This window comes from Photorhabdus stackebrandtii (genome assembly GCF_011189495.1).
Taxonomy (GTDB): domain Bacteria; phylum Pseudomonadota; class Gammaproteobacteria; order Enterobacterales; family Enterobacteriaceae; genus Photorhabdus; species Photorhabdus khanii.
In genome coordinates this window covers 267,377-287,129 of the sequence record NZ_PUJV01000002.1, presented here as the reverse complement: position 1 = coordinate 287,129, position 19,753 = coordinate 267,377, and the positions used below count along the sequence as shown (strand labels likewise).

The 19,753-nt window shown below is 44.1% G+C and carries 17 protein-coding genes; 9 read left to right on the top strand and 8 right to left on the bottom strand.

Going from position 1 to position 19,753, the window contains the following annotated elements; translation table 11 throughout:
- The first annotated feature begins 54 nt into the window (after window positions 1-54).
- From C5470_RS02855 to C5470_RS02845, 3 genes are read left to right on the top strand one after another with little or no spacing between them, the layout of a single operon-like run.
- Window positions 55-1,911, top strand: coding sequence for an aminotransferase class I/II-fold pyridoxal phosphate-dependent enzyme (locus C5470_RS02855; protein WP_166285764.1), 1,857 nt, complete (start codon window positions 55-57; stop codon window positions 1,909-1,911).
- Window positions 1,908-2,582: a formyl transferase gene (locus tag C5470_RS02850; protein WP_166285762.1), complete on the top strand. Its 675-nt coding sequence runs from the start codon at window positions 1,908-1,910 to the stop codon at window positions 2,580-2,582. Before C5470_RS02855 ends, C5470_RS02850 begins: the two co-directional genes overlap by 4 nt.
- Before the next feature lie 33 nt (window positions 2,583-2,615).
- Window positions 2,616-3,437, top strand: a complete 822-nt coding sequence (locus C5470_RS02845) for a Cof-type HAD-IIB family hydrolase (RefSeq protein ID WP_166285760.1) — start codon at window positions 2,616-2,618, stop codon at window positions 3,435-3,437.
- Between the two features lie 60 nt (window positions 3,438-3,497).
- On the opposite strand, the gene kdpE is transcribed toward C5470_RS02845, so the two are convergent.
- The 8 genes from kdpE to C5470_RS02805 form a co-directional block, all read right to left on the bottom strand.
- Window positions 3,498-4,184: a two-component system response regulator KdpE gene (gene kdpE, locus C5470_RS02840; RefSeq protein WP_036850598.1), complete on the bottom strand. Its 687-nt coding sequence runs from the start codon at window positions 4,182-4,184 to the stop codon at window positions 3,498-3,500.
- Window positions 4,160-6,886 carry a two-component system sensor histidine kinase KdpD gene (kdpD, locus tag C5470_RS02835; RefSeq protein WP_166285758.1) on the bottom strand — a complete coding sequence of 909 codons (2,727 nt, stop codon included), beginning with the start codon at window positions 6,884-6,886 and terminating at the stop codon, window positions 4,160-4,162. The genes kdpE and kdpD overlap by 25 nt, the downstream gene beginning before the upstream one ends.
- A 9-nt stretch (window positions 6,887-6,895) precedes the next feature.
- Window positions 6,896-7,477 (bottom strand): potassium-transporting ATPase subunit KdpC, encoded by a 582-nt coding sequence (kdpC, locus tag C5470_RS02830; protein WP_166285756.1) that lies wholly within the window; start codon window positions 7,475-7,477, stop codon window positions 6,896-6,898.
- Between the two features lie 11 nt (window positions 7,478-7,488).
- Window positions 7,489-9,555 carry a potassium-transporting ATPase subunit KdpB gene (gene kdpB / locus C5470_RS02825; protein ID WP_166285754.1) on the bottom strand — a complete coding sequence of 689 codons (2,067 nt, stop codon included), beginning with the start codon at window positions 9,553-9,555 and terminating at the stop codon, window positions 7,489-7,491.
- 32 nt (window positions 9,556-9,587) lie between these two features.
- Window positions 9,588-11,294, bottom strand: coding sequence for a potassium-transporting ATPase subunit KdpA (gene kdpA / locus C5470_RS02820; protein WP_166285752.1), 1,707 nt, complete (start codon window positions 11,292-11,294; stop codon window positions 9,588-9,590).
- Complete coding sequence (kdpF, locus tag C5470_RS23225; protein WP_036850612.1) at window positions 11,295-11,384, bottom strand: K(+)-transporting ATPase subunit F; 90 nt, start codon at window positions 11,382-11,384, stop codon at window positions 11,295-11,297.
- Between the two features lie 146 nt (window positions 11,385-11,530).
- The gene (locus C5470_RS02810; RefSeq protein ID WP_166285750.1) at window positions 11,531-12,268 is read right to left on the bottom strand and encodes a cyclase family protein; all 738 of its coding nucleotides are present in this window, start codon (window positions 12,266-12,268) and stop codon (window positions 11,531-11,533) included.
- Window positions 12,269-12,341: 73 nt separating this feature from the next.
- Window positions 12,342-12,722, bottom strand: a complete 381-nt coding sequence (locus C5470_RS02805) for a hypothetical protein (RefSeq protein WP_166285748.1) — start codon at window positions 12,720-12,722, stop codon at window positions 12,342-12,344.
- Window positions 12,723-13,609: 887 nt separating this feature from the next.
- Here C5470_RS02805 and C5470_RS02800 point away from each other — a divergent pair.
- From C5470_RS02800 to C5470_RS02775, 6 genes are all read left to right on the top strand, one after another.
- The gene (locus C5470_RS02800; RefSeq protein ID WP_242687793.1) at window positions 13,610-14,149 is read left to right on the top strand and encodes a fimbrial protein; all 540 of its coding nucleotides are present in this window, start codon (window positions 13,610-13,612) and stop codon (window positions 14,147-14,149) included.
- 160 nt (window positions 14,150-14,309) lie between these two features.
- A complete protein-coding gene (locus tag C5470_RS02795; RefSeq protein ID WP_166285746.1) occupies window positions 14,310-14,876 on the top strand; it encodes a fimbrial protein in 567 nt (188 codons plus the stop codon).
- Window positions 14,876-17,473: an outer membrane usher protein gene (locus tag C5470_RS02790; protein ID WP_242687792.1), complete on the top strand. Its 2,598-nt coding sequence runs from the start codon at window positions 14,876-14,878 to the stop codon at window positions 17,471-17,473. Before C5470_RS02795 ends, C5470_RS02790 begins: the two co-directional genes overlap by 1 nt.
- A gap of 52 nt (window positions 17,474-17,525) precedes the next feature.
- Entirely contained in the window at window positions 17,526-18,272 is a 747-nt protein-coding gene (locus C5470_RS02785; protein WP_422631043.1) for a fimbria/pilus periplasmic chaperone, read from the top strand.
- A 42-nt stretch (window positions 18,273-18,314) separates the two neighbouring features.
- A complete protein-coding gene (locus tag C5470_RS02780; RefSeq protein WP_166285744.1) occupies window positions 18,315-18,908 on the top strand; it encodes a fimbrial protein in 594 nt (197 codons plus the stop codon).
- Between the two features lie 12 nt (window positions 18,909-18,920).
- Window positions 18,921-19,751 carry an MrpH family fimbial adhesin gene (locus C5470_RS02775; RefSeq protein WP_166285742.1) on the top strand — a complete coding sequence of 277 codons (831 nt, stop codon included), beginning with the start codon at window positions 18,921-18,923 and terminating at the stop codon, window positions 19,749-19,751.
- Window positions 19,752-19,753: the final 2 nt, after the last annotated feature.

Here is a 19,753-nt window from a genome sequence, read left to right as displayed (position 1 = left end):
ATTTAAGAATTCCGATAGCTTTCTAACATCTATTTAAAATAAATTATCAAAACTATGAATGAAAAAACAGTAATACTGCTTTGTGCAGGAAGAGGCAGCCGTTTATCTACCAGAACATCAAATAAACCAAAACCTTTGGTAGAAACCAATCAAACATCATTTATCGATAATGCACTGAAAAATATCGAATCTGTCGGTATTAGGAAAGTGATTATTGTGGTGGGTTATAAAAGTGATGTTTTAATGTCTCATATTAAACAAAAGACATATAACCTGGATATTGAATTTGTTAATAGTGAAAAATGGGAATCGACCAACAATCTCTATTCTTTATATCTTGCCAGAAATTGGATTAAGCAAGATACGCTGATCCTTGAAGGTGATATATTCTTCACCAAGAAATGTCTGGAAACGGTGATGTTAAAAGCAGGCGATCTCAATGTCCTGGTTTCTCCTCTTAGTGGGAATATGGAAGGGACTTATGCAAAAATAGATAAAGATAATATTATTGCATTAAATTCCACCAAGGATAGTGATTATCAGGTTGAAGATGGGCAATATAAGACAGTAAATATTTATCATATTTGCAGCGCTAATTTTGCGGAATATGTGAATAAAGAGTTAGAAAATTACGTTAATAATGGGTTAACCGGGCTATATTATGAAGATATATTTAAAAAATCTTTATTGGATAATATAGCTGAATTTAAAGCAAGTATTGTTGATCATTCTCAATGGTATGAAGTCGATAATACTTATGATCTTGCTATTTGTGATTTCATTTCAAGTAATAATAAGCTGGATCTTGTGCAGAATAGGCATGGTGGATATTGGCGTTATCCTATTATTGATTTTGCATTAATTTATAATTTCAACTTTCCACCTAAAAAATTGAAAGATGAAATGAAGAATAATTTTGATGAGATATTACTCAATTACCCCGGTGGGAATCGTTTAGTCGAATACGCTTTATCTGAATTTTTTGGCATAGAAAAAACGAAATTATGCATTTCAAATGGTGCTGCTGAAATAATAAAACGGTTGCCTGAAATTTATAAAAGTAAAGTATTAGTCACCGTGCCATCATTTAATGAGTATGCTAATTGCTTTGGCAAAAACAGAACAATATTCAGCTATAGCAAAGAGAACAGAGATTTTGAGATAGATGTTGATGAATTATTAACGTTGGCGAAAGAAGAAAAACCAAGTGTGGTGGTGATTGAGTCACCAAATAACCCGACAGGTAAACTGACGCCAATTAATAGTTTGTTATATTTGGCTGGCGAGTTATTGACATTAAATATAGACCTGATTGTTGATGAATCTTTCTTAGATTTCTCTAAAATGCGTGATGATACAATGTTAATTCATTTAGATAACTATAAAAATTTATCTGTTATTCGCAGCATGAGTAAAACCTTTGGGATTGGTGGTATTCGGATAGGGTATATTGCAACCGCGAATCAAGCATTACTCGGTAAAGTGAGGTCAGTATTGCCTATTTGGAATATTAATGGTTTTGCTGAAGAATTTTTATTGCGGTTGCCGCAATATAGAGAGAGTTATAAATTAAGCTGTGAACAGGTGATTATTGATACGTTAAAATTACAGCAAGAATTGAATTCAATTGAAGATATTACTGCCTATGAAACGGATTCTAATTTTGTTTACTGTAAATTCCATGTTTCCGATGCAAAAACGGTATCACAGTTACTTTTAGATATTCATGGTGTGTATATAAAAGAGTGTTCTGGGAAAGGAAATGCCGATTCTGATTTATATTGCCGGATATCCTGCCGAACACAAAGTGATAATGAAATTTTAATACGTTCGTTGCGCATGGTTATGCAGGGGCTAATTAATATTAGTGATATTAATTCGATTAAGGAAGTTAACGAGGTCTGCGAATGAGTCATCCAAAAACAGTCGTGATTTGTGGTAAAGGAGAATTGGCAATTTTCATTTGTCAGTATTTCTTGAATCATAAAGATTATCAAATATTGCATGTTGTGGCAGATAAATTCGAACCTGTCAGTACTGAGCAGACATTAATAGATTTTTGTCATGAAAACAATATTTCTATTATTGAAGATAATAAAGTTGAGAATTTACCCGGTTATGAAAGTGGTAATTTCAATTGCGATTTGTGCTTTGTCGTATTTCATAAGCGGATATTGCCGTTAAAATTCATTAATTCTTGTAAAAGAATATTGAATATCCATTTGTCCCATTTGCCTAAATATCGCGGCGTCAGGCCAGTAAATTGGGCTTTGAAAAATGGTGAGTCATCTCATGGTGTGACGATCCATGAAATTAATGAAGGTATTGATGCGGGTCCAATTGTGAATCAGGTTTCATTTTCTATTTATCCAGAATTTGAAGAAGTTATTGATACTTATACCCGGGCTGTTAGCTATGCCAGACAATTATTCCTTGATACCATGCCAATGGTGGAAAAAATAACGCCAAGACCGCAAATGGATTCAGAGGCCAGTATTTATTATGAGAAAGATAATTATAATCTGGCAGAAAGGATGACATTTACCAAGAAAGCATCGCTTGAATTGCTGAATAAAGCGTAGATAATAATTGCTTTTAATGTACCGGGGAAGTTCATGTATAATCTTATTGCTACAGATCTTGATGGAACTCTGTTACTTCAAGGGGATACGGTAGGTAAATTTACCCGCCAAGTGTTGACTGATTTGTCAAATACGGGAAAACAGATCGTATTTGCCACTGGTAGACATCATGCTGATGTTAACGCCATTATTGGTGATTTTGATATACCTGTACATCTGATTACGTCTAATGGTGCCAGATTGACAAGTGCCTGTAAAAAGTTGGATATCAGACAATATCTGCCGGGTGATGTAGTAAAAAGATTAATTGAGGAAACGCAGGCAGATCACGATTTAGTGATTAATATGTATTGTGGTTCCCAATGGTTAACCAGTGAATTACACCATAGTTTCAGTGATTTTAATCAGAATGATAATTTTAATCCAACGATCAGACCGGCTGATGAAATGCCTTGTGATGCTGTTGAAAAAGTCTTTTTCATTCATAAGCGCAGAGATCACGACGTGTTGGTTAAATTGGAACGCCATTTAATTGAGCTGTTTTCTGATAGTGTCAGTGTCGCTTTCTCGTTTCCTTGGTGTCTGGAAGTGATGGACTGTGGGGTTTCTAAGGGACAGGCGTTAATTCAGTTAGCTGGGTTTCTTGGGGTTCCAATCAATCAAACTATTGCATTTGGCGATGGTATGAATGATGTGGAAATGCTTTCAACCGCCGCTAAAGGGGTCATCATGGGAACGGCACAGGATAGGGTTAAACAAGCGCTGCCTCATGCGGATGTTATTGGTTCTTGTTGTGAAGAGTCTGTCGCTCATTATTTATCTGAACATGTCTATCAGGTGAATAATCTGTCCTAAACTTTGCCAAGAGCAGTTAATTGCCTGAGACATGAAGCGATTCGATTCGTGTTTCAGGTATTAAAGCATAAACCGATAACCAATGCCGGTTTCAGTGAGTAAATGTTTTGGTCTGGTAGGGTCAGTTTCCAATTTTTGTCGCAGATGCCCCATATAAATCCGTAAGTAATGGTTATGTTCAACATAATTAGGCCCCCAGACCTGATTGAGTAACTGGCGTTGTGTCAGCACTTTACCGCTATTTGCCAATAATTCACCCAGCAAACGAAACTCAATCGGCGTCAGATGCAACTCTTCATTACTTTTGGTTATCCGGCGGTTAACCAGATCGACAACCACATCAGAAAAATAGACGATAGATTCTTCCTGATGGGTTCTGGCAAAGTGGCGCAAGGCAACCCGTACTCTTGCTAACAATTCACTGATGCCAAATGGTTTACTCAGATAATCATCAGCGCCGGCATCCAGTGCGGCAACTTTATCAGCTTCTGCATCACGGGCAGAGAGAACAATAACGGGAATGGTGCTCCATTGGCGCAGATCACGGATCAAATTAATGCCGTCACCATCGGGCAGCCCCAAATCAAGAATAATCAAGTCAGGTTTACGGGTTCCTGCTTCAATCAAGCCTCGTTTCAGCGTCTCACTTTCAAATACGCGACAGCCTTCCCCTTCCAGCGCCAGCCGGACAAAGCGACGGATCTCTTTTTCATCTTCGATGATTAAGATGGTGTTATTGTTGGTAATGGTGACATCTCCTCAGTCATTTCTTTAATTTCAGGCGGTTTCTCTAACGGTAGAACAAAGTGAAAACTCGCTCCACCTTTTTCGTTATTGGCAGCCCAAATCTTTCCATTGTGAATTTCAATAATTGCGCGACAGATTGCCAGCCCAAGGCCTACTCCGGGAATGGCAGATTCTTTGCGGGCGCGGGAAAATTTATCGAAAATTAACTGTTCCTGCTCCGGTGGAATACCTTTACCTGTATCCCAGACTTCAATATGAACCTGATTTTTTTCTGTTGTCGCCTTAATGCCCAGTGGGGTTTGTTCATCGGTGTATTTGATCGCGTTTTCCAATAAATTGATAAATACCCGTTCCAGCAGGCTGGCATCACAATGCAAGAGTAAATCAGATGGCAGGGCAACGGTGACCGGATGGCGATTAAGCGCATATTCCAGTGAACGCAAGGTACTGCCGACGATCTCTTCCAATGATTGCCATTCCAGATTGAGTTGAATGCCCCCCGATTGAATACGCGCCATATCCAGCAAGTTATTGACCAGACGGGAAGTGCTGAGAATTTGCTGGCGGATTTGATTCACCTGCTTGGTATGTGGGGAACCTTCGGCAGATAAATCCAGCATCAGGATTTCTGCTTGCCCGAAAAGGACTGTCAGAGGGGTGCGTAAATCGTGAGAGAGTGCCGCCAGAAGTGAGTTACGTAACTGTTCCCGCTCTGCATCCAGTTTCGCCGATTCTGCCCGGCGGGAGAGGTGCAATCTTTCCAACGCATTGGCAATCAGGCCGGTAAATGTTTGCAATAATCGCTGTTGCTCCGGGATGAGCAGTTGACGCAAATAGGATGGTTCAATCGCCAGCACCGCGAACGTTTGTGACGGTGTTGCGATAGGCAGTAACTGGTAAGGTACGCTCGGTAGGGTATCGGTTCCTGCGCCCGCCGGCAGATTTTTATCAAAACTCCATTTGGCAATGGCATCGTCAATCAGCATATGACCGCCATTGTTGGTGGTGAGTTGATGTAAATCGCCATTATTGTTCGGTAAAAACAGGCCAGTTTTAGCCTGAAAACCATTGGCAAGGAAATGGTAGCTGGTACGGGCAATATCTTCTTCATTCAGTGCCCGGCTGAGTTCACGGGTCATTTCATAGAGATGGCGGGTGCGCTGTTCGCGGTAACGGGCAATTCGTGCTTGATATCTCATGCCGGCTGTCAGATTTCCGACCACGACCCCCACGATCAGCATGACCGTGAAAGTCAGCAGGTACTGCATATCCGTGACGGCAAGCGACCAGTGAGGCTGTACAAAGAAGATATCGAAACTGATGACGTTAATAAAAGCGGCGAATATTGATGGTCGGCGTCCATAAAACAGTGCAATGATGACGACGCCGAGCAGATAAAGCGTAACAAGGTTGGCTTTATCGAGAGTCAGCAAGAATGTCCGGGAGAACAGGGTAATCAGTGTGCAGAGGGCGATCGCTATCAGGCAACCCTGAATCTGTATCCGCCATTTTTCACTGACAGAACGGCTGTCCTGTTCTTTATCCCATTGGCTGCGGTCTTCCAGCGCGACAATCACTAAATCCAAATCCGGCCCCAGTTTTCCTAACCGATCCGCAAAACCAGAACGGCATTTCCAGTTAAGCAGCTTATGTTTGGATTCACAGCGGCGGCCTATCAAAATTTTGCCGAGGTTATGCTCTCTGGCATAACGTAATACCGCTTTTTCTTTGTTTGGATCGGCGAGGGTTGCGGTTTCCGCCCCCAATTCATGGGCTAATCTGAGTGCGGTTAAAATTGTGCGCCGTTTACCTTCCGGCAATTGGTGCAGTTTTGGGGTTTCAACATAGATTGCATGCCAGATACAGCCTAACCGGGCAGCCAGCCGGGCGGCGGTACGGACCAGTTTTTCATTGCCTGAGCTGTTGCCGATGCACAGCAGAAGATTATCACGGGTGTGCCAGACCGGTTCATGCCCTTGTGCGTCGCGGAAAGCACGCATTTGATCATCAACGCGATCAGCGGTACGGCGCAAAGCCAGTTCCCGCAGAGCAATCAGATTGCCTTTGCGGAAAAAATGTTCAATAGCACGTTCTGCCTGGCTGGGAATATAGACTTTACCTTCATTGAGCCGTTGGCGCAGATCATCAGGTGGCAGATCAACCAGGACAATTTCAGTTGCCTGATCAAAGATATGGTCAGGAATGGTCTCCCTGACCTGGATGCCGGTAATGTCACCCACCACATCATTAAGGCTTTCCAGATGCTGAACGTTAATGGTCGTCAGCACATCGATTCCCGCTTGCAGTAATTCTTCAACATCCTGCCAGCGCTTGGGATGACGGCTGCCGTGAGGATTACTGAATGCCAGTTCATCCATCAGAATCATCGCCGGGTGGCGGGCAATGGCGGCATCAAGATCAAAAACGGTGATTCTGCGCTTGCGGTAGTGGATCGGTTTAAGTGGCAGTTGTGGCAGACCATCAACTAAAGCGGCCGTTCCCTGCCGCTCATGGGTTTCTACCACACCGATAATCACATCCAGCCCTTGAGCACGCAATCTTTGTGCTTCCTGCAACATGGCATAGGTTTTTCCCACGCCGGCACAGGCACCGAAAAATATTTTTAATTTACCGCGCTGTTTCTCATTAACCAGTGTCAGTAATTCATCAGGGTCAGGACGTTGGGGTTCGTGTTGATCCATCTTCCAGCCTTACTGTTTTTTCTTTTGCAAATTATCAAGGGCAAGATTGAGTTTTAACACATTAATCACCGGTTCACCGAGAAATTCCGATGGCGGGGTTTCAGTATTATTCCAGATTAATTGTTTTACCGCTTTAACGGGTAAACGGCGTGCGTCAGCCACTCTCTGTGCCTGAAAGTCAGCCGCTGCGGGTGAAATGTGAGGATCGAGGCCGCTAGCGGATGCGGTGACCAGATCAACCGGCACAGGCGTGTTTGGCTGGCGGTTAAATTGGCGCAGCTGTTCAACTCTGTGCTTGATTTCATCATCCAATACCGGGTTAGAAACCGCCAAATCACTGCCACCGGATAACATCGTGTTATAAGGGTAGTCCATTGTCGCGGAAGGGCGCCCCTGAAAATAAATATCCTTAGTGAAGGGTTGACCAATCAGTTCAGAACCCACTATCTGACCGTCTTGTTCCACCATAGAACCTTGGGACTGGTAAGGAAACATCAGTTCTGACAAACCGGTTGCCAGCAACGGGTAAGCCACACCAGTAATCAGAGTCAGGAATAGCAACAATACAACAGAAGAACGTAACCAAATCATTTTCGTCACCTTTATTTAAAGATCAGCAGAGTCAGCAACATATCTATCAGTTTGATGCCGATGAAAGGCGCTATCAGACCACCCAGACCATAAATCCACAGATTGCGGCGCAAAAGTGACAATGCGTTCATGGGTCGGTAGCTCACGCCTTTTAGAGCTAATGGGATCAGGAAGACAATAATCAGTGCATTGAAGATAACTGTCGATAAAACCGCCGAAGTTGGCGAATGCAGATGCATGATATTCAAGACATTTAACTGTGGATAGGTGACAGCAAATGCCGCCGGGATAATGGCGAAATATTTTGCGATATCATTGGCGATACTGAACGTGGTCAGAGAACCTCGTGTCATCAACATCTGTTTACCAATACGAACGACTTCAATCAGTTTGGTTGGGTTGGAGTCCAGATCCACCATATTGCCGGCTTCCTTGGCGGCCTGAGTGCCTGAATTCATGGCAACGGCAACATCAGCCTGAGCAAGCGCGGGCGCATCATTAGTACCGTCGCCGGTCATGGCAACCAGACGGCCTTCGGATTGATACTGGCGGATAAGCGCCAGTTTGGCTTCGGGTGTGGCTTCCGCCAGAAAATCATCGACGCCGGCTTCAGCCGCGATCGCAGCGGCAGTCAGGCGGTTATCGCCGGTAATCATCACGGTTTTGATGCCCATTCGGCGCATTTCATTGAATCGCTCTTTGATGCCGCCTTTTACGATATCTTTCAGCGCGACAACACCCAGTACCCGCTGATTTTCTGCGACAACCAGCGGTGTTCCCCCTTTACGTGCGACGGTCTGTACCAGGATCTCGACTGTTTCAGGGAACTTGCCGTGATTAACTTCAATATGACGACGGATGGCATCTACGGCACCTTTACGGATCATACGATTTTCCACATTCACGCCGCTCATTCTGGTCATGGCAGAGAAAGGCACAAAACTGGCATTCAGTGAGCGCAGATCACGTTCGCGCAGGTTGAAGCGCTGTTTTGCCAGAATGACAATGCTGCGGCCTTCCGGTGTTTCATCGGCCAGAGAAGAGAGCTGGGCGGCATCTGCCAGCTGTTGTTCTGTCACGCCGGGAACCGGCAGGAACTGAGATGCCTGGCGATTTCCCAGAGTGATAGTGCCGGTTTTATCCAGCAGCAGCACATCCACATCCCCTGCCGCTTCAACGGCCCGGCCGCTGGTGGCAATAACATTCGCAGCCAGCATTCGGCTCATGCCTGCGACACCGATCGCAGAAAGTAAACCGCCAATGGTGGTTGGAATAAGACAAACCAACAAGGCTATCAATATCGTGATGGTGATGGGTTGACCAGATTGGTTGGTTTCCACACTGAATATTGAGAATGGCAATAGGGTGACACACACCAGGAGGAAGATAATCGTCAGAGCTGTCAGCAGAATTGTCAGAGCGACCTCGTTTGGGGTTTTGCGCCGTTTAGCGCTTTCTACCATTGAAATCATGCGATCGAGAAACGTTTCACCGGGATTAACCGAACATTCGACTATCAGCCAATCAGACAGCACGCGTGTACCGCCGGTAACAGAGGAAAAATCACCGCCGGATTCGCGGATAACTGGGGCAGATTCTCCGGTGATGGCACTTTCATCAACGGAAGCGCCGCCTTCGATAACTTCACCATCACAAGGAATGGTTTCATTTGCTTCGATAATGACGATATCGCCTTTGCGCAGGCTATCAGACGGGACCTTTTCCCGCGTTGCGTCATGGCTGGCTGAGGCAAGTTTGGTTGCCCAACTGGTTTTTCTTACTCCTTTAAGGCTGGCGGCTTGCGCTTTGCTTCTGCCTTCTGCCAGTGCTTCGGCAAAGTTAGCGAACAGCAGGGTAAACCATAGCCATAAGGCGATGTTGCCGGTAAACAGTGTGTTTCCCTTAAACTGACCGGTCAACATGGTAATCCATAGAATTGTGGTTAACCCACTGCCCAGATAGACCACAAACATCACCGGATTACGCCATTGTGCGGCCGGATGGCATTTTTTTACTGAATCAATAAGAGCATTACGAATCAAAGAGGGTTCGAATAATGTCTGTTGTTTGTTTGTCATGGTGTTCCTCTCTCTATTCCTCATGTTGGCACTTACCGGGACATCAGCCAGATTTGTAAATGTTCAATTACCGGGCCAAGGATCAGTGCCGGAATAAACGTCAATGCACCAATTAACATAATGGTCAGGATTAATAAGCCGATAAACAGCGGGCCATTGGTGGGGAGTGTGCCGTTGCTGACAGGCTGGCGTTTTTTCACTACCAGAGAGCCGGCAATGGCAAGTACCGGCAGGATCACGCCAAAACGGCCCAAAAATAGGGTGACTGTCAGCAGTAAGTTGTAGAACACGTTGTTTGTGTTGAGGCCGGCGAAAGCACTGCCATTATTGTTGGCGGCAGAGGAGAGGGCATAGAGCACTTCACTGAAACCATGAGCACCGGGGTTCAGAATACCGGCACGCCCACGGGTTGTGGATATGACAAGTGCCGTACCTAAAAGTACCAGTGTCGGGGTGACCAGAATCGCCAGTGCGACCATTTTCATCTCGAATACTTCGATTTTTTTGCCGAGATATTCAGGTGCCCGGCCTATCATTAAACCACCAATAAACACTGTCAGCAGAACGAACAGCAACATACCGTATAAGCCGGAACCCACGCCGCCGAATACGACTTCGCCAATTTGTATCAACCACATTGGGATCATGCCGCCAAGTGCGGTGAAGGAATCATGCATGGCATTGACCGCCCCGCAGGAGGCCGCGGTTGTCACTACCGCATAAATTGAGGTTGCAAGGATACCGAAACGATTCTCTTTGCCTTCCAGATTGATATTACTGGCAGCACCTAGCAGACTGAAATGGGGATTGCCTTTGAGTTCGGCATACATTACTCCCACGGTGGCAGCGACAAAGATGATACACATCGCCCATAATAAAGCGTGTCCCTGACGGTTATCGCCAATGACCTGACCAAAGGCAAAACAGAGCGCACAGGGGATCAGCAGGATAGATAATATTTGAATAAAATTGCTGATAGCGGTTGGGTTTTCAAACGGATGAGCTGAACTGGCGCCAAAGAATCCACCGCCATTGGTTCCCAATAATTTAATGGCTTCCTGTGAGGCGACAGGCCCCATCGGGATCACATGCTGTTGGTCTTCAATGGTATGAGCTAATTGATAGGGTTCGAAATTTTGTATTACTCCCTGACTGACAAAAACCAGCGCGATAATTATAGACAGCGGTAGCAGCAGATAAAGTGTAATACGGGTGATATCAACCCAGGCGTTCCCCACGGTTTTTACACTATGACGGGAAAATGCGCGTATCAGCGCAAATGCTACAGCGATACCGGTCGCGGCGGAAAGAAAGTTTTGCACGGTTAAACCCGTCATCTGACTAAAATAGCTTAACGTGTTTTCCCCGCTGTAGGCTTGCCAGTCAGTATTGGTGATAAAGCTGACCGCTGTATTCAGCGCCAGGTCCCATTTTAGCCCGGGAAAATGTTCAGGATTTAGCGGAAGGACTCGTTGAGCGACCAGCAGGGTAAATAACAGTAATAATCCAGTCAGATTAAAAATAATGATCGCTAATGCGTATTGTTGCCAGCTCATTTCTTTCACTGTGCCGCCAGGCTTGTGTAAACCACAGCAACGCCAAAGGCCAGATTCTGTTTTAGTCAGCCAGAGCGGAATATCACCGTTGATCATATTGGCGATCATATTTCCAAGCGGTTTTGCCAGCAGCAGCAAAATCAGTAAGAAACTTGCGATCAGTAAAAAAGCGGATGATGCCATTTAAAAATCCTCCGCATGGAGTAACGCGTAAATCAGATAGACCAGTAACAGGGCGACTAATAACGCGCCGGAAATCAGAAATATGCTCACTGCTTATCTCTCCTGAGAATTTGGATAGATAAAGGTTAGGGAAGGCAATGCAAAGAAGCTGATAAAAGAGTGAATGGATGTGTAAAAAAAGTGTAAAAATGACTACCGTATTTCCCTTTTTCAGGAGATACGGCGCCGGGGAACAGTCAAGGAAGTATGGCAAACGAACGAACGGGAAAACCAGAGGCTTTTTTAGGTTTGGCTACAATGTTGAAAATAACTGCACCCCGTACAGGTACTTGGTCCAAATTAGCCAAAAGTTCTATCTGATAAGTATCTTGCTTTAATACATAATCTTCGCCCAACAATGCATTATTCTTTCTAAAATCTTTGGCGGCGTCGGTATCAAATGTTTCATGCCCAATGGCTTTAACGTGACGCTCTTCAAATAAGAATTTGAGGGCATCCATTCCCCACCCAGGTATTTGGTTATTACCACGATCATCTTTATTATCCATGGCTTCCTGAGATGCCCAGCGTTTACTCCAATCAGTTCTGAGTGCAACGAAAGTACCTGCCTCAATAATGCCATATTCTTCTTCAAATTTAAGAATGTCTTCTTTAGAAAGTGAAAAATTAGGATCCTGTTTTGCTCTTTCTGACTGATTAAGTACGATTAAAGGCAAAACCAATTCTTTTAATTCCAGCTCATCAAGACAACGGGCATTAGGAACAAAATGGCAGGGAGCATCAATGTGAGTCCCATATTGGCCGGGAAAAGAAAATTGTTGAACAAAAAAACCATCCTTATAGTCAAACAGTGGCTTAAATTCGGCTGGTTCAAACATAAAAAAATGGGGAGAATCTTTATCGAAGCTATGCGTTAAATCGACCCATTTTTTCGATTTCAGTAAAGTGAGTGCTTGTAAGATGTTATTTGACATAAAAACCTCATTTTTGATAACTGTTGATATTTTTTATCGATATGGTTTTTTATAATAAAGATATAGATTTTCATCAATTTAAAGAGTTAACTATTTCTTCAAATGTTATATTTGAGTCTATTGCCTGATAGAAGCCATTTTCGACATGTATTGGCGTAATTATATTGGTGTTTTTCAATATTGGTTTATTATTAAAGAAAACAGATATTTTTTCCCCTACGTTTTTCTTAATAAAAAGATTAAAGGGTTTGCTGCAATGATTGCCATTTCTTACTTTAATGAATATGGAATAATAGTCACTCCCTTTTTTCGGGGTAATTTCTTCTATACATGATGGAGTCAAATGAAAAGTTTCGCTATTGGTTTTATAGTCAATAGAAAAAGAATGTTTCTTGGGGGCACAACCTGAAACGTTTATTACTAGCATTAATAATATGAGCGTTAATATTCTCATCTCTCCTCCTGTTATAGTCAATCCATAGACATTCTGGAAAAATAACTTGGTACAACAGCTTACATCATTTTTCCGTACCCATATAATCATTGTCAATGAAAATTTTTATATTGGTAATTTAGATAAACCAGTAACAGGGCGACTAATAACGCACTGGAAATCAGAAATGTGCTCACTGCTTATCTCTCTTGAGAATTTGGATAGATTAAAGGGAAGCTCTGCATATTCCCCACCATCGGGTGTTTACCGGGTTGTTTGCAGAGGTAAAAGCAGAACTGACTGGTTCTGTGGGGTTAACTTAAAAGAGGTGTTTTAGTGGAGAAAAGATGATGATTGTTTTTTTAGTTCTTTTTGTTTTTATGAGATTTTTTTACCCAATTTTTCCCTAAAATCAAACAAAATGCATCAAAGTGTTCACATCAGAATTAATAACTAAAAAATTAATTATTTTGTTTTTTTATTTCACATATCATCTAAAAAAATAATTTTAATTCTAAAAGACAATACTTATGAGGTTATTGATATTTTAAAGCGAGATGCGAACACTGAGGGACAAATCACCCAAAATACGTCATGAAGTAATTATCACTCAAATAAAATAATAGCATTATTATAATCTTACGGAGTGATATTAAATCAACTTGACTAAATGTGAGCAATGAATAGAATGATGAACACTTTGATGCATTTTGTTTGGTTTTTAGGTGATGTTTTTTGCATTAAAGCTAATTCGCTGTGTTCAAGGTGAAGTGTTCGGTATTTTTTAGAGAGATTTCAGTGGAGTCTTTTGTTGTCTAGAGCCGGAGTTCACTCATTTGAAATAGCGATCAATGTGTATGTATGCACATCTCGTTATGGTTAATCGTTAAAGAAAGTAGGAAATTGCTATGAACATGAAAAAACTTGTACTAGTACTAAGTGCGGGGATGGTTCTGACGGCGGGGGCGGCGAATGCTGCCAATAATCAGGGGAAGGGCACAGTGAAATTCGAAGGTTCTATTATCGACGCGCCTTGTTCCATCCACCCAGATGATGACCATCAGACTGTAAAGCTGGGGCAGGTTTCCAACAAAGTGTTGGCAGGAGGTGGTAAGTCCACCCCAGTTCCTTTTAATATCCGTTTACTGGACTGTGATGCTAACGGTTTGGAAAAGAAGACTGTAACAGCCACTTTCTCTGGGACACCATCTTCTGTGAATAAGGACCTGCTGGCAATTGTTGGTTCGGCCTCTGGTGCGGCTATTGGTATCACCAACGATAACGCTAAACTTATCAAACTAGGGGAACAGAGTTCACCCACGATCATCACCGATGGTTCCGACTCTACCATGCACTTCGCTGCTTTCCTACAGGGTGACGGAGCTTCTGCGACTATCGTTCCTGGTAATTTCTCCGCTGTGGCTAACTTCACTCTGGCTTATCAATAAGGGGGGGTGAAGGAAGCCTTTCTGTACGTTGGAAGGTCTATCTGTTTCTCTTTCCCTCTGTTGCCTGGCCTTCTGGCTAATAGAGGAAACAGCGGGAAAGAGGGGGTCCCTACAGATTAGGGAGATGAATTTGCTGGTAAACTGAATTCTGGAGAGAGAGATGACTCTTCTTAGCCATCCAATTGGTTCTAAGATGTTGCCTTCCCTGCTGACGTTGTCGGTGCTAACTGGTTTGACATTGTCATTTATGGCAATGGCTATCAACCAAGAGCATGGCCGCGTCAACATGCAAGGCTCCATCATTGATACGCCGTGTACAATTGCTTTGGGCAATCAAGATCAGACCATCGACATATCATCTATCTTGGTCGGACAAATTATCCGCAGTGGTCATGGGCCGGTACGGCTTTTAAGTATACAGTTGATTAATTGTCTGTTGACTCCCGTATTACTGAATCGCCTGAGCAGGTCACACTTTCGAGTGACTTTTGATGGTGCGGCTGCTCGTGACGGCTTGTTTAGCGTGAATGGTGTGGCGAGTGGTATGGGATTACAAATATCGGACAGTACAGGAGCGTTAGTCGTGCCGGGCAAACCAATGCCTGTAGAGGATCTGCAAATAGGACCAATGCGGCTGGATTATACTTTACGTCTGGTAGTCGATCACCAAGTGTTACGCGCCAGGGTTTTCCGTACCATGATACGTTTCAAACTGGATTATTTCTGATGAAAGGTCCCGTCATACCATTGTTACTTTGTGGAGCAGGGGATCGCTTGGTGGCGCTGTGTATCTTGTTGGCTCTTTGTGGCGTGCAGGTGGTAAAGGCTGCTGATAGGGTGGAATTCAACACGGATGTTCTTGATGTCAAGGATCGAGCGCGTATTGATTTAAGTCAGTTTTCCCAGACTGGCTACATTATGCAAGGTAGCTACCAGATGGTATTACGCTTGAATAAAAACGAATTGCCCGAGCAAACAGTGCAGTTTATTGCTCCTGATCATGATTCGAAAGGCAGTGAGGCGTGTCTGACACTAAGAATAGTTGATCAACTGGGGCTTAAAGCGGATGCAATCCGTCAACTTACTTGGTGGCATAACGGCCAATGCCTGGAAATAGCTTCTCTGAAAGGCATGGAAGTTCGAGGTGACTTGGGAGCAGGGGCACTATACATCAGCATGCCACAGGCTTATTTAGAATATACCGTGGAGAACTGGGATCCGCCGTCACGTTGGGATAATGGGATCTCCGGTATGTTGTTTGACTACAGCGTCAATGCACAGGTGACGAATCAGTCAGGTGCAGGCAGCCAAGTGCAATCTTTGAGTGGTAACGGAACGGTTGGGGCCAACTTGGGACCTTGGCGTCTGCGGGCCAATTGGCAGGCGCAGTACAGCCATACTACGGGGCAGTTAGGGAGTGCCCAGCAAAGCTGGGAGTGGGGCCGCTATTACGTCTACCGTGTGATAGCCGCTTTGCGTGCCAAGCTGACGTTGGGGGAAGACTACCTCAACTCCGGGATGTTTGACAGTTTCCGTTACATCGGGGCCAGTCTGATATCGGACGACAACATGCTGCCGCCAAACCTGCGTGGTTATGCTCCGGAAGTGACTGGGGTGGCGAAGACTAATGCCAAGGTGACCATCAGTCAGCAGGGGCGTGTGATTTATGAAACTCAGGTGGCAGCAGGTCCTTTCAGTATTCAGGATCTGAATACTGCAGTGAATGGCAAGCTGGATGTAAAGGTACAGGAGCAGGATGGCAGCGTACAGACCTTCCAGGTGAATACCGCTAATGTGCCGTATCTGACACGTCCAGGTATGGTTCGTTACAAGATTACCACCGGTAAGCCATCAGATTTTAAGCATCGTAGTAAGGGGCCGGTTTTTGCCACTGGAGAATTCTCTTGGGGGGTGAACAACGGTTGGTCGCTGTACGGAGGAGCTTTGCTGGCTAAGGGCTATAACGCTCTGGCTATCGGTATTGGTCGTGACTTGCTGGCATTTGGTGCGTTGTCATTTGATGTGACGCAGTCTCGAGCTCAGTTTCTGCATGATGACACCAAACACGGAGGTTCGTATCGCGTTAGCTATTCTAAACGCTTTGATGAATACGATAGCCAGATAACATTTGCGGGTTATCGTTTCTCAGAACGTAACTTCATGAGCATGTCGCAGTATTTGGAGGCGCGTTATTACGGTGTCAATAATGGAAAAGGTAAAGAATTTTATACCATCACGTTTAACAAGCAGTTTAAGAAAATAGGGCTTAGTGTTTATCTGAACTACGGCCACCAGACCTACTGGGACCGTCCGAACAGCGATACTTATAACCTGTCACTGTCGCGTTATTTCGACATCGGACGCTTTAAAAACGTCAGTCTGAGCTTAACGGCATATCGGACTCAATACGACGACACTAATGATGATGGTTTGTACCTGAGTATGACTGTACCGTGGGGTGAAAACGGCACAATAACCTATGACGGTCAGTTTAGCCGCAATAGCAGTAATACTGTGGGTTACTATGACCGTATCGATGACAACAACGCATATCGGATTAATGTAGGGAACGGTCAGGGAGGGCGTGGTATCGGCAGTGGTTACTTCACCCATGAGGGAGATATGACTAAGTTGACAGCGAATGCCAGTTTCCGTGGAAGTGAATATAGCGCTGTGGGGTTGTCACTTCAGGGGGGGATGACGGCGACGGTGAATGGGGCAGCGCTACACCGTATCAACACGATAGGCGGAACGCGCATGATGCTCGATGCTGATGGGATTAGTGGTGTACCAATACGCGGTTATGGCAGTGTGACCCATACCAACGTCTTTGGTAAAGCTGTGGTGAGTGATATCAACAGTTACTACCGCAGCAGCGTTAATGTGGATGTGAACCAACTGGCGGATAACGTGGATGCAACTCGCTCGGTGGTACAAGGCACGTTAACGGAAGGCGCTATTGGTTATCGCAAGTTTGGGGTGATCGCCGGCGAAAAAGCAATGGCCATTATTAAGTTGACAGACGGTACGGTTCCGCCATTCGGCGCTATCGTGACGAACGAACGTGAAGCGCAAACGGGCATCGTGAATGATGAAGGAAGTGTGTGGTTAACCGGTATTAATCCAGGTGAGAACATGAGTGTGCATTGGAATGGTCGCATACAGTGTCTCATTACATTGCCGAAATCGCTTCTGGACAACTTGATGAATAACCTGTTGTTACCTTGTCGACGTGTTAAAGGGAATGGTGTTAGCGTAATTAAAGAGCCATTCGCACTAAACTCCAGGGATGGTGGCGCTTTCCAGAAGATTAATAAAAGGTAGGGGATTAATGGAAATGTTGCCTAAAGATAAGTACAACCGCATGAGTATGGTAATGAAAAAAAACGCGGCCGCTTCTGCTGTCATGTTGGCAGGTATTCTGGCTGTTCAGCAGGCTAATGCAGCTATTGCCCTCGATCGCACCCGCGCGGTGTTTAATGGGGAAGATAGATCAATAAGTCTTAGTATCAGTAACCAGAATAAAGAGTTGCCCTACCTTGCGCAGGCTTGGATTGAGGACGAGCATGGCAACAAGATTAACAGTCCGCTGACTGCGCTACCGCCACTTCAGAGAGTAGAGCCGGGAACCAAGAGTCAAGTGAAGTTGCAGGCTACTCAGGGTATCAACATGTTGTCTCAGGATAAAGAGACGCTGTTCTATTTCAATCTCCGGGAAATTCCGCCGAAGGCCAACAAACCCAATACATTGCAGATTGCGTTGCAAACACGTATCAAACTGTTTTATCGGCCAAAGGCTATTGCTGTTGGTCGAACAGACCACGAAAATCCCTATCAGGCGAAGTTGACGATGATTCGACAAGGGGATCACTATGTGGTCAACAATCCGACACCGTACTACGTGACTATTGCATCAGCGTCATCCAGCCTAAACGGGGCAGCGGTATCCGGTTTTAATCCGATGATGATCCCACCAAAAGGCAGTGCTGTGTTGGGTGGCAGTGCGTCAGCAATGGGTAACAGTCCTGTACTGATTTTCATCAATGATTTCGGTGGTCGGCCAAAATTAGTGTTTGGTTGTAGTGGTGGCACTTGTACCGTGAAAAGTAGTAAAGCCGGTTGAGATGTTTGCTGAAATTGGGATAACTCAGTAAAGGAGGCATGTATGAACACCATCCTAAAGCCAGATCGAGATGGACTGATACCGTCCTTGTGTCGGCGTAACCGATTACATGTTCTTAGAGCGTTGTTGTTCTTGCTTTCGATAAGCTCAGAGTGTGATGCGAAGGATAAATTTGAATCCATTGTTCGTATAAAAGTTAATGTGCTTAGAGAAGCTTGTGATATCCAGCCTGGAGATGATGCAATCACCGTGGACTTCGGTACGGTATTCGGAAAGCACCTTTATCAAAATCAACGTAGTCATAGTAAAGCGTTTTCAATTCACCTCATAAACTGTGATGTGACAAAGGCTCAGGAGGTGAATATAAAATTTCTAGGTAAGGAAAATAATGAGCTTCCTGGGCTTTTGGCTTTTCAACCGGGAAGTCAAGCATCAGGGGCAGCGGTTGGAATAGAGTCTCTGGCTGGAGAACCTATTTCGATAAACAAGACTATTAAAAAATATAGTTTAAATAATGGCAATGTCACGCTGGATTTTAAAGCCTATGTGCAAGGGGAACCTTCTGCTATCAGAAATTACTCAATAGTATTTGGTAAGTTCTCGGCTATTTCGACGTTTATGTTGGAATATGAGTGAAATGGAGGGAATATGAGGGGCTTTTTCTATCTTGTTTTTTTCATGACATTGGCTTGTGTTCCATTTATAGAGGTAAATGCAGGAGCCTTTGTTACACCTATTGACATGAACCAAACTGGTCGAGACACGCATGTAATTCTACAAATAGTTGACTGGACGGAAAATGATACAGACCGAAACCCATGTTACGAGTCTGTGCCTTGTTTTGTTGGTCCAGATGTGAAATATCGCGATGCTCCTGTATACCCGGGGATGTATGGTAGCTGTATACTGAGTAGGCATTGTCTTGAAATCTCTAAAATTAAGACTAGGAAGGAGGTAGCTAAGGAGTACAAAAAAGCATTTCCGTTGCCATATCGAGCAAAGTTCCTTTTGCGATCCTCTGAGGCAGATTGTATAGGATTGTTTTATATTCAACACCGACCCAATCCAAGTGATTCAGATGCGATTCAGTGGCCTGGTAGTGTTTGTGGCAAGGTGCCGTCAGTCAAGCAATCTTGCAGTCTTTATTTGCCATCTGTTATTGATCATGGTGATTTGGGGCAAGAAAATCTCAACGGGAATAAGAAAACAATAACAGGAAATGTGCAGTGCACGTTATCTGCTGACCTGACTTTGTATGCGAAATCCTCGACTGGTGAAAAGTTTATTTATTTAGATCCTGAAAAAACGCTTTACTCCGATGTGGATATCAATGGCTCAAATGCTTGGAATGGTGTTCCGATAACGGTAAGTGGAAATAATCCCTATTTATTTTCTTTTTCATCCACACTTCAATCATTGGGTAAAGTTGATGCAGGTGCTTATTCGGGAGATGTTATTGTGATTATAGGTTTTAATTAGTT

Excerpts from the sequence above, each read along its gene's own strand:
- C5470_RS02850 (WP_166285762.1), top strand. The coding sequence starts at position 1,908 with ATGAGTCATCCAAAAACAGTCGTGATTTGTGGTAAAGGAGAATTGGCA.
- kdpC (WP_166285756.1), bottom strand. The coding sequence starts at position 7,477 with ATGATTTGGTTACGTTCTTCTGTTGTATTGTTGCTATTCCTGACTCTG.
- C5470_RS02800 (WP_242687793.1), top strand. The coding sequence starts at position 13,610 with ATGAACATGAAAAAACTTGTACTAGTACTAAGTGCGGGGATGGTTCTG.
- C5470_RS02775 (WP_166285742.1), top strand. The coding sequence starts at position 18,921 with ATGAGGGGCTTTTTCTATCTTGTTTTTTTCATGACATTGGCTTGTGTT.
- C5470_RS02780 (WP_166285744.1), top strand. The coding sequence starts at position 18,315 with ATGAACACCATCCTAAAGCCAGATCGAGATGGACTGATACCGTCCTTG.
- kdpD (WP_166285758.1), bottom strand. The coding sequence starts at position 6,886 with ATGGATCAACACGAACCCCAACGTCCTGACCCTGATGAATTACTGACA.
- kdpA (WP_166285752.1), bottom strand. The coding sequence starts at position 11,294 with ATGGCATCATCCGCTTTTTTACTGATCGCAAGTTTCTTACTGATTTTG.
- C5470_RS02805 (WP_166285748.1), bottom strand. The coding sequence starts at position 12,722 with ATGAGAATATTAACGCTCATATTATTAATGCTAGTAATAAACGTTTCA.
- kdpB (WP_166285754.1), bottom strand. The coding sequence starts at position 9,555 with ATGACAAACAAACAACAGACATTATTCGAACCCTCTTTGATTCGTAAT.
- C5470_RS02855 (WP_166285764.1), top strand. The coding sequence starts at position 55 with ATGAATGAAAAAACAGTAATACTGCTTTGTGCAGGAAGAGGCAGCCGT.
- C5470_RS02795 (WP_166285746.1), top strand. The coding sequence starts at position 14,310 with ATGACTCTTCTTAGCCATCCAATTGGTTCTAAGATGTTGCCTTCCCTG.
- C5470_RS02810 (WP_166285750.1), bottom strand. The coding sequence starts at position 12,268 with ATGTCAAATAACATCTTACAAGCACTCACTTTACTGAAATCGAAAAAA.
- C5470_RS02845 (WP_166285760.1), top strand. The coding sequence starts at position 2,616 with ATGTATAATCTTATTGCTACAGATCTTGATGGAACTCTGTTACTTCAA.
- C5470_RS02790 (WP_242687792.1), top strand. The coding sequence starts at position 14,876 with ATGAAAGGTCCCGTCATACCATTGTTACTTTGTGGAGCAGGGGATCGC.
- C5470_RS02785 (WP_422631043.1), top strand. The coding sequence starts at position 17,526 with ATGAAAAAAAACGCGGCCGCTTCTGCTGTCATGTTGGCAGGTATTCTG.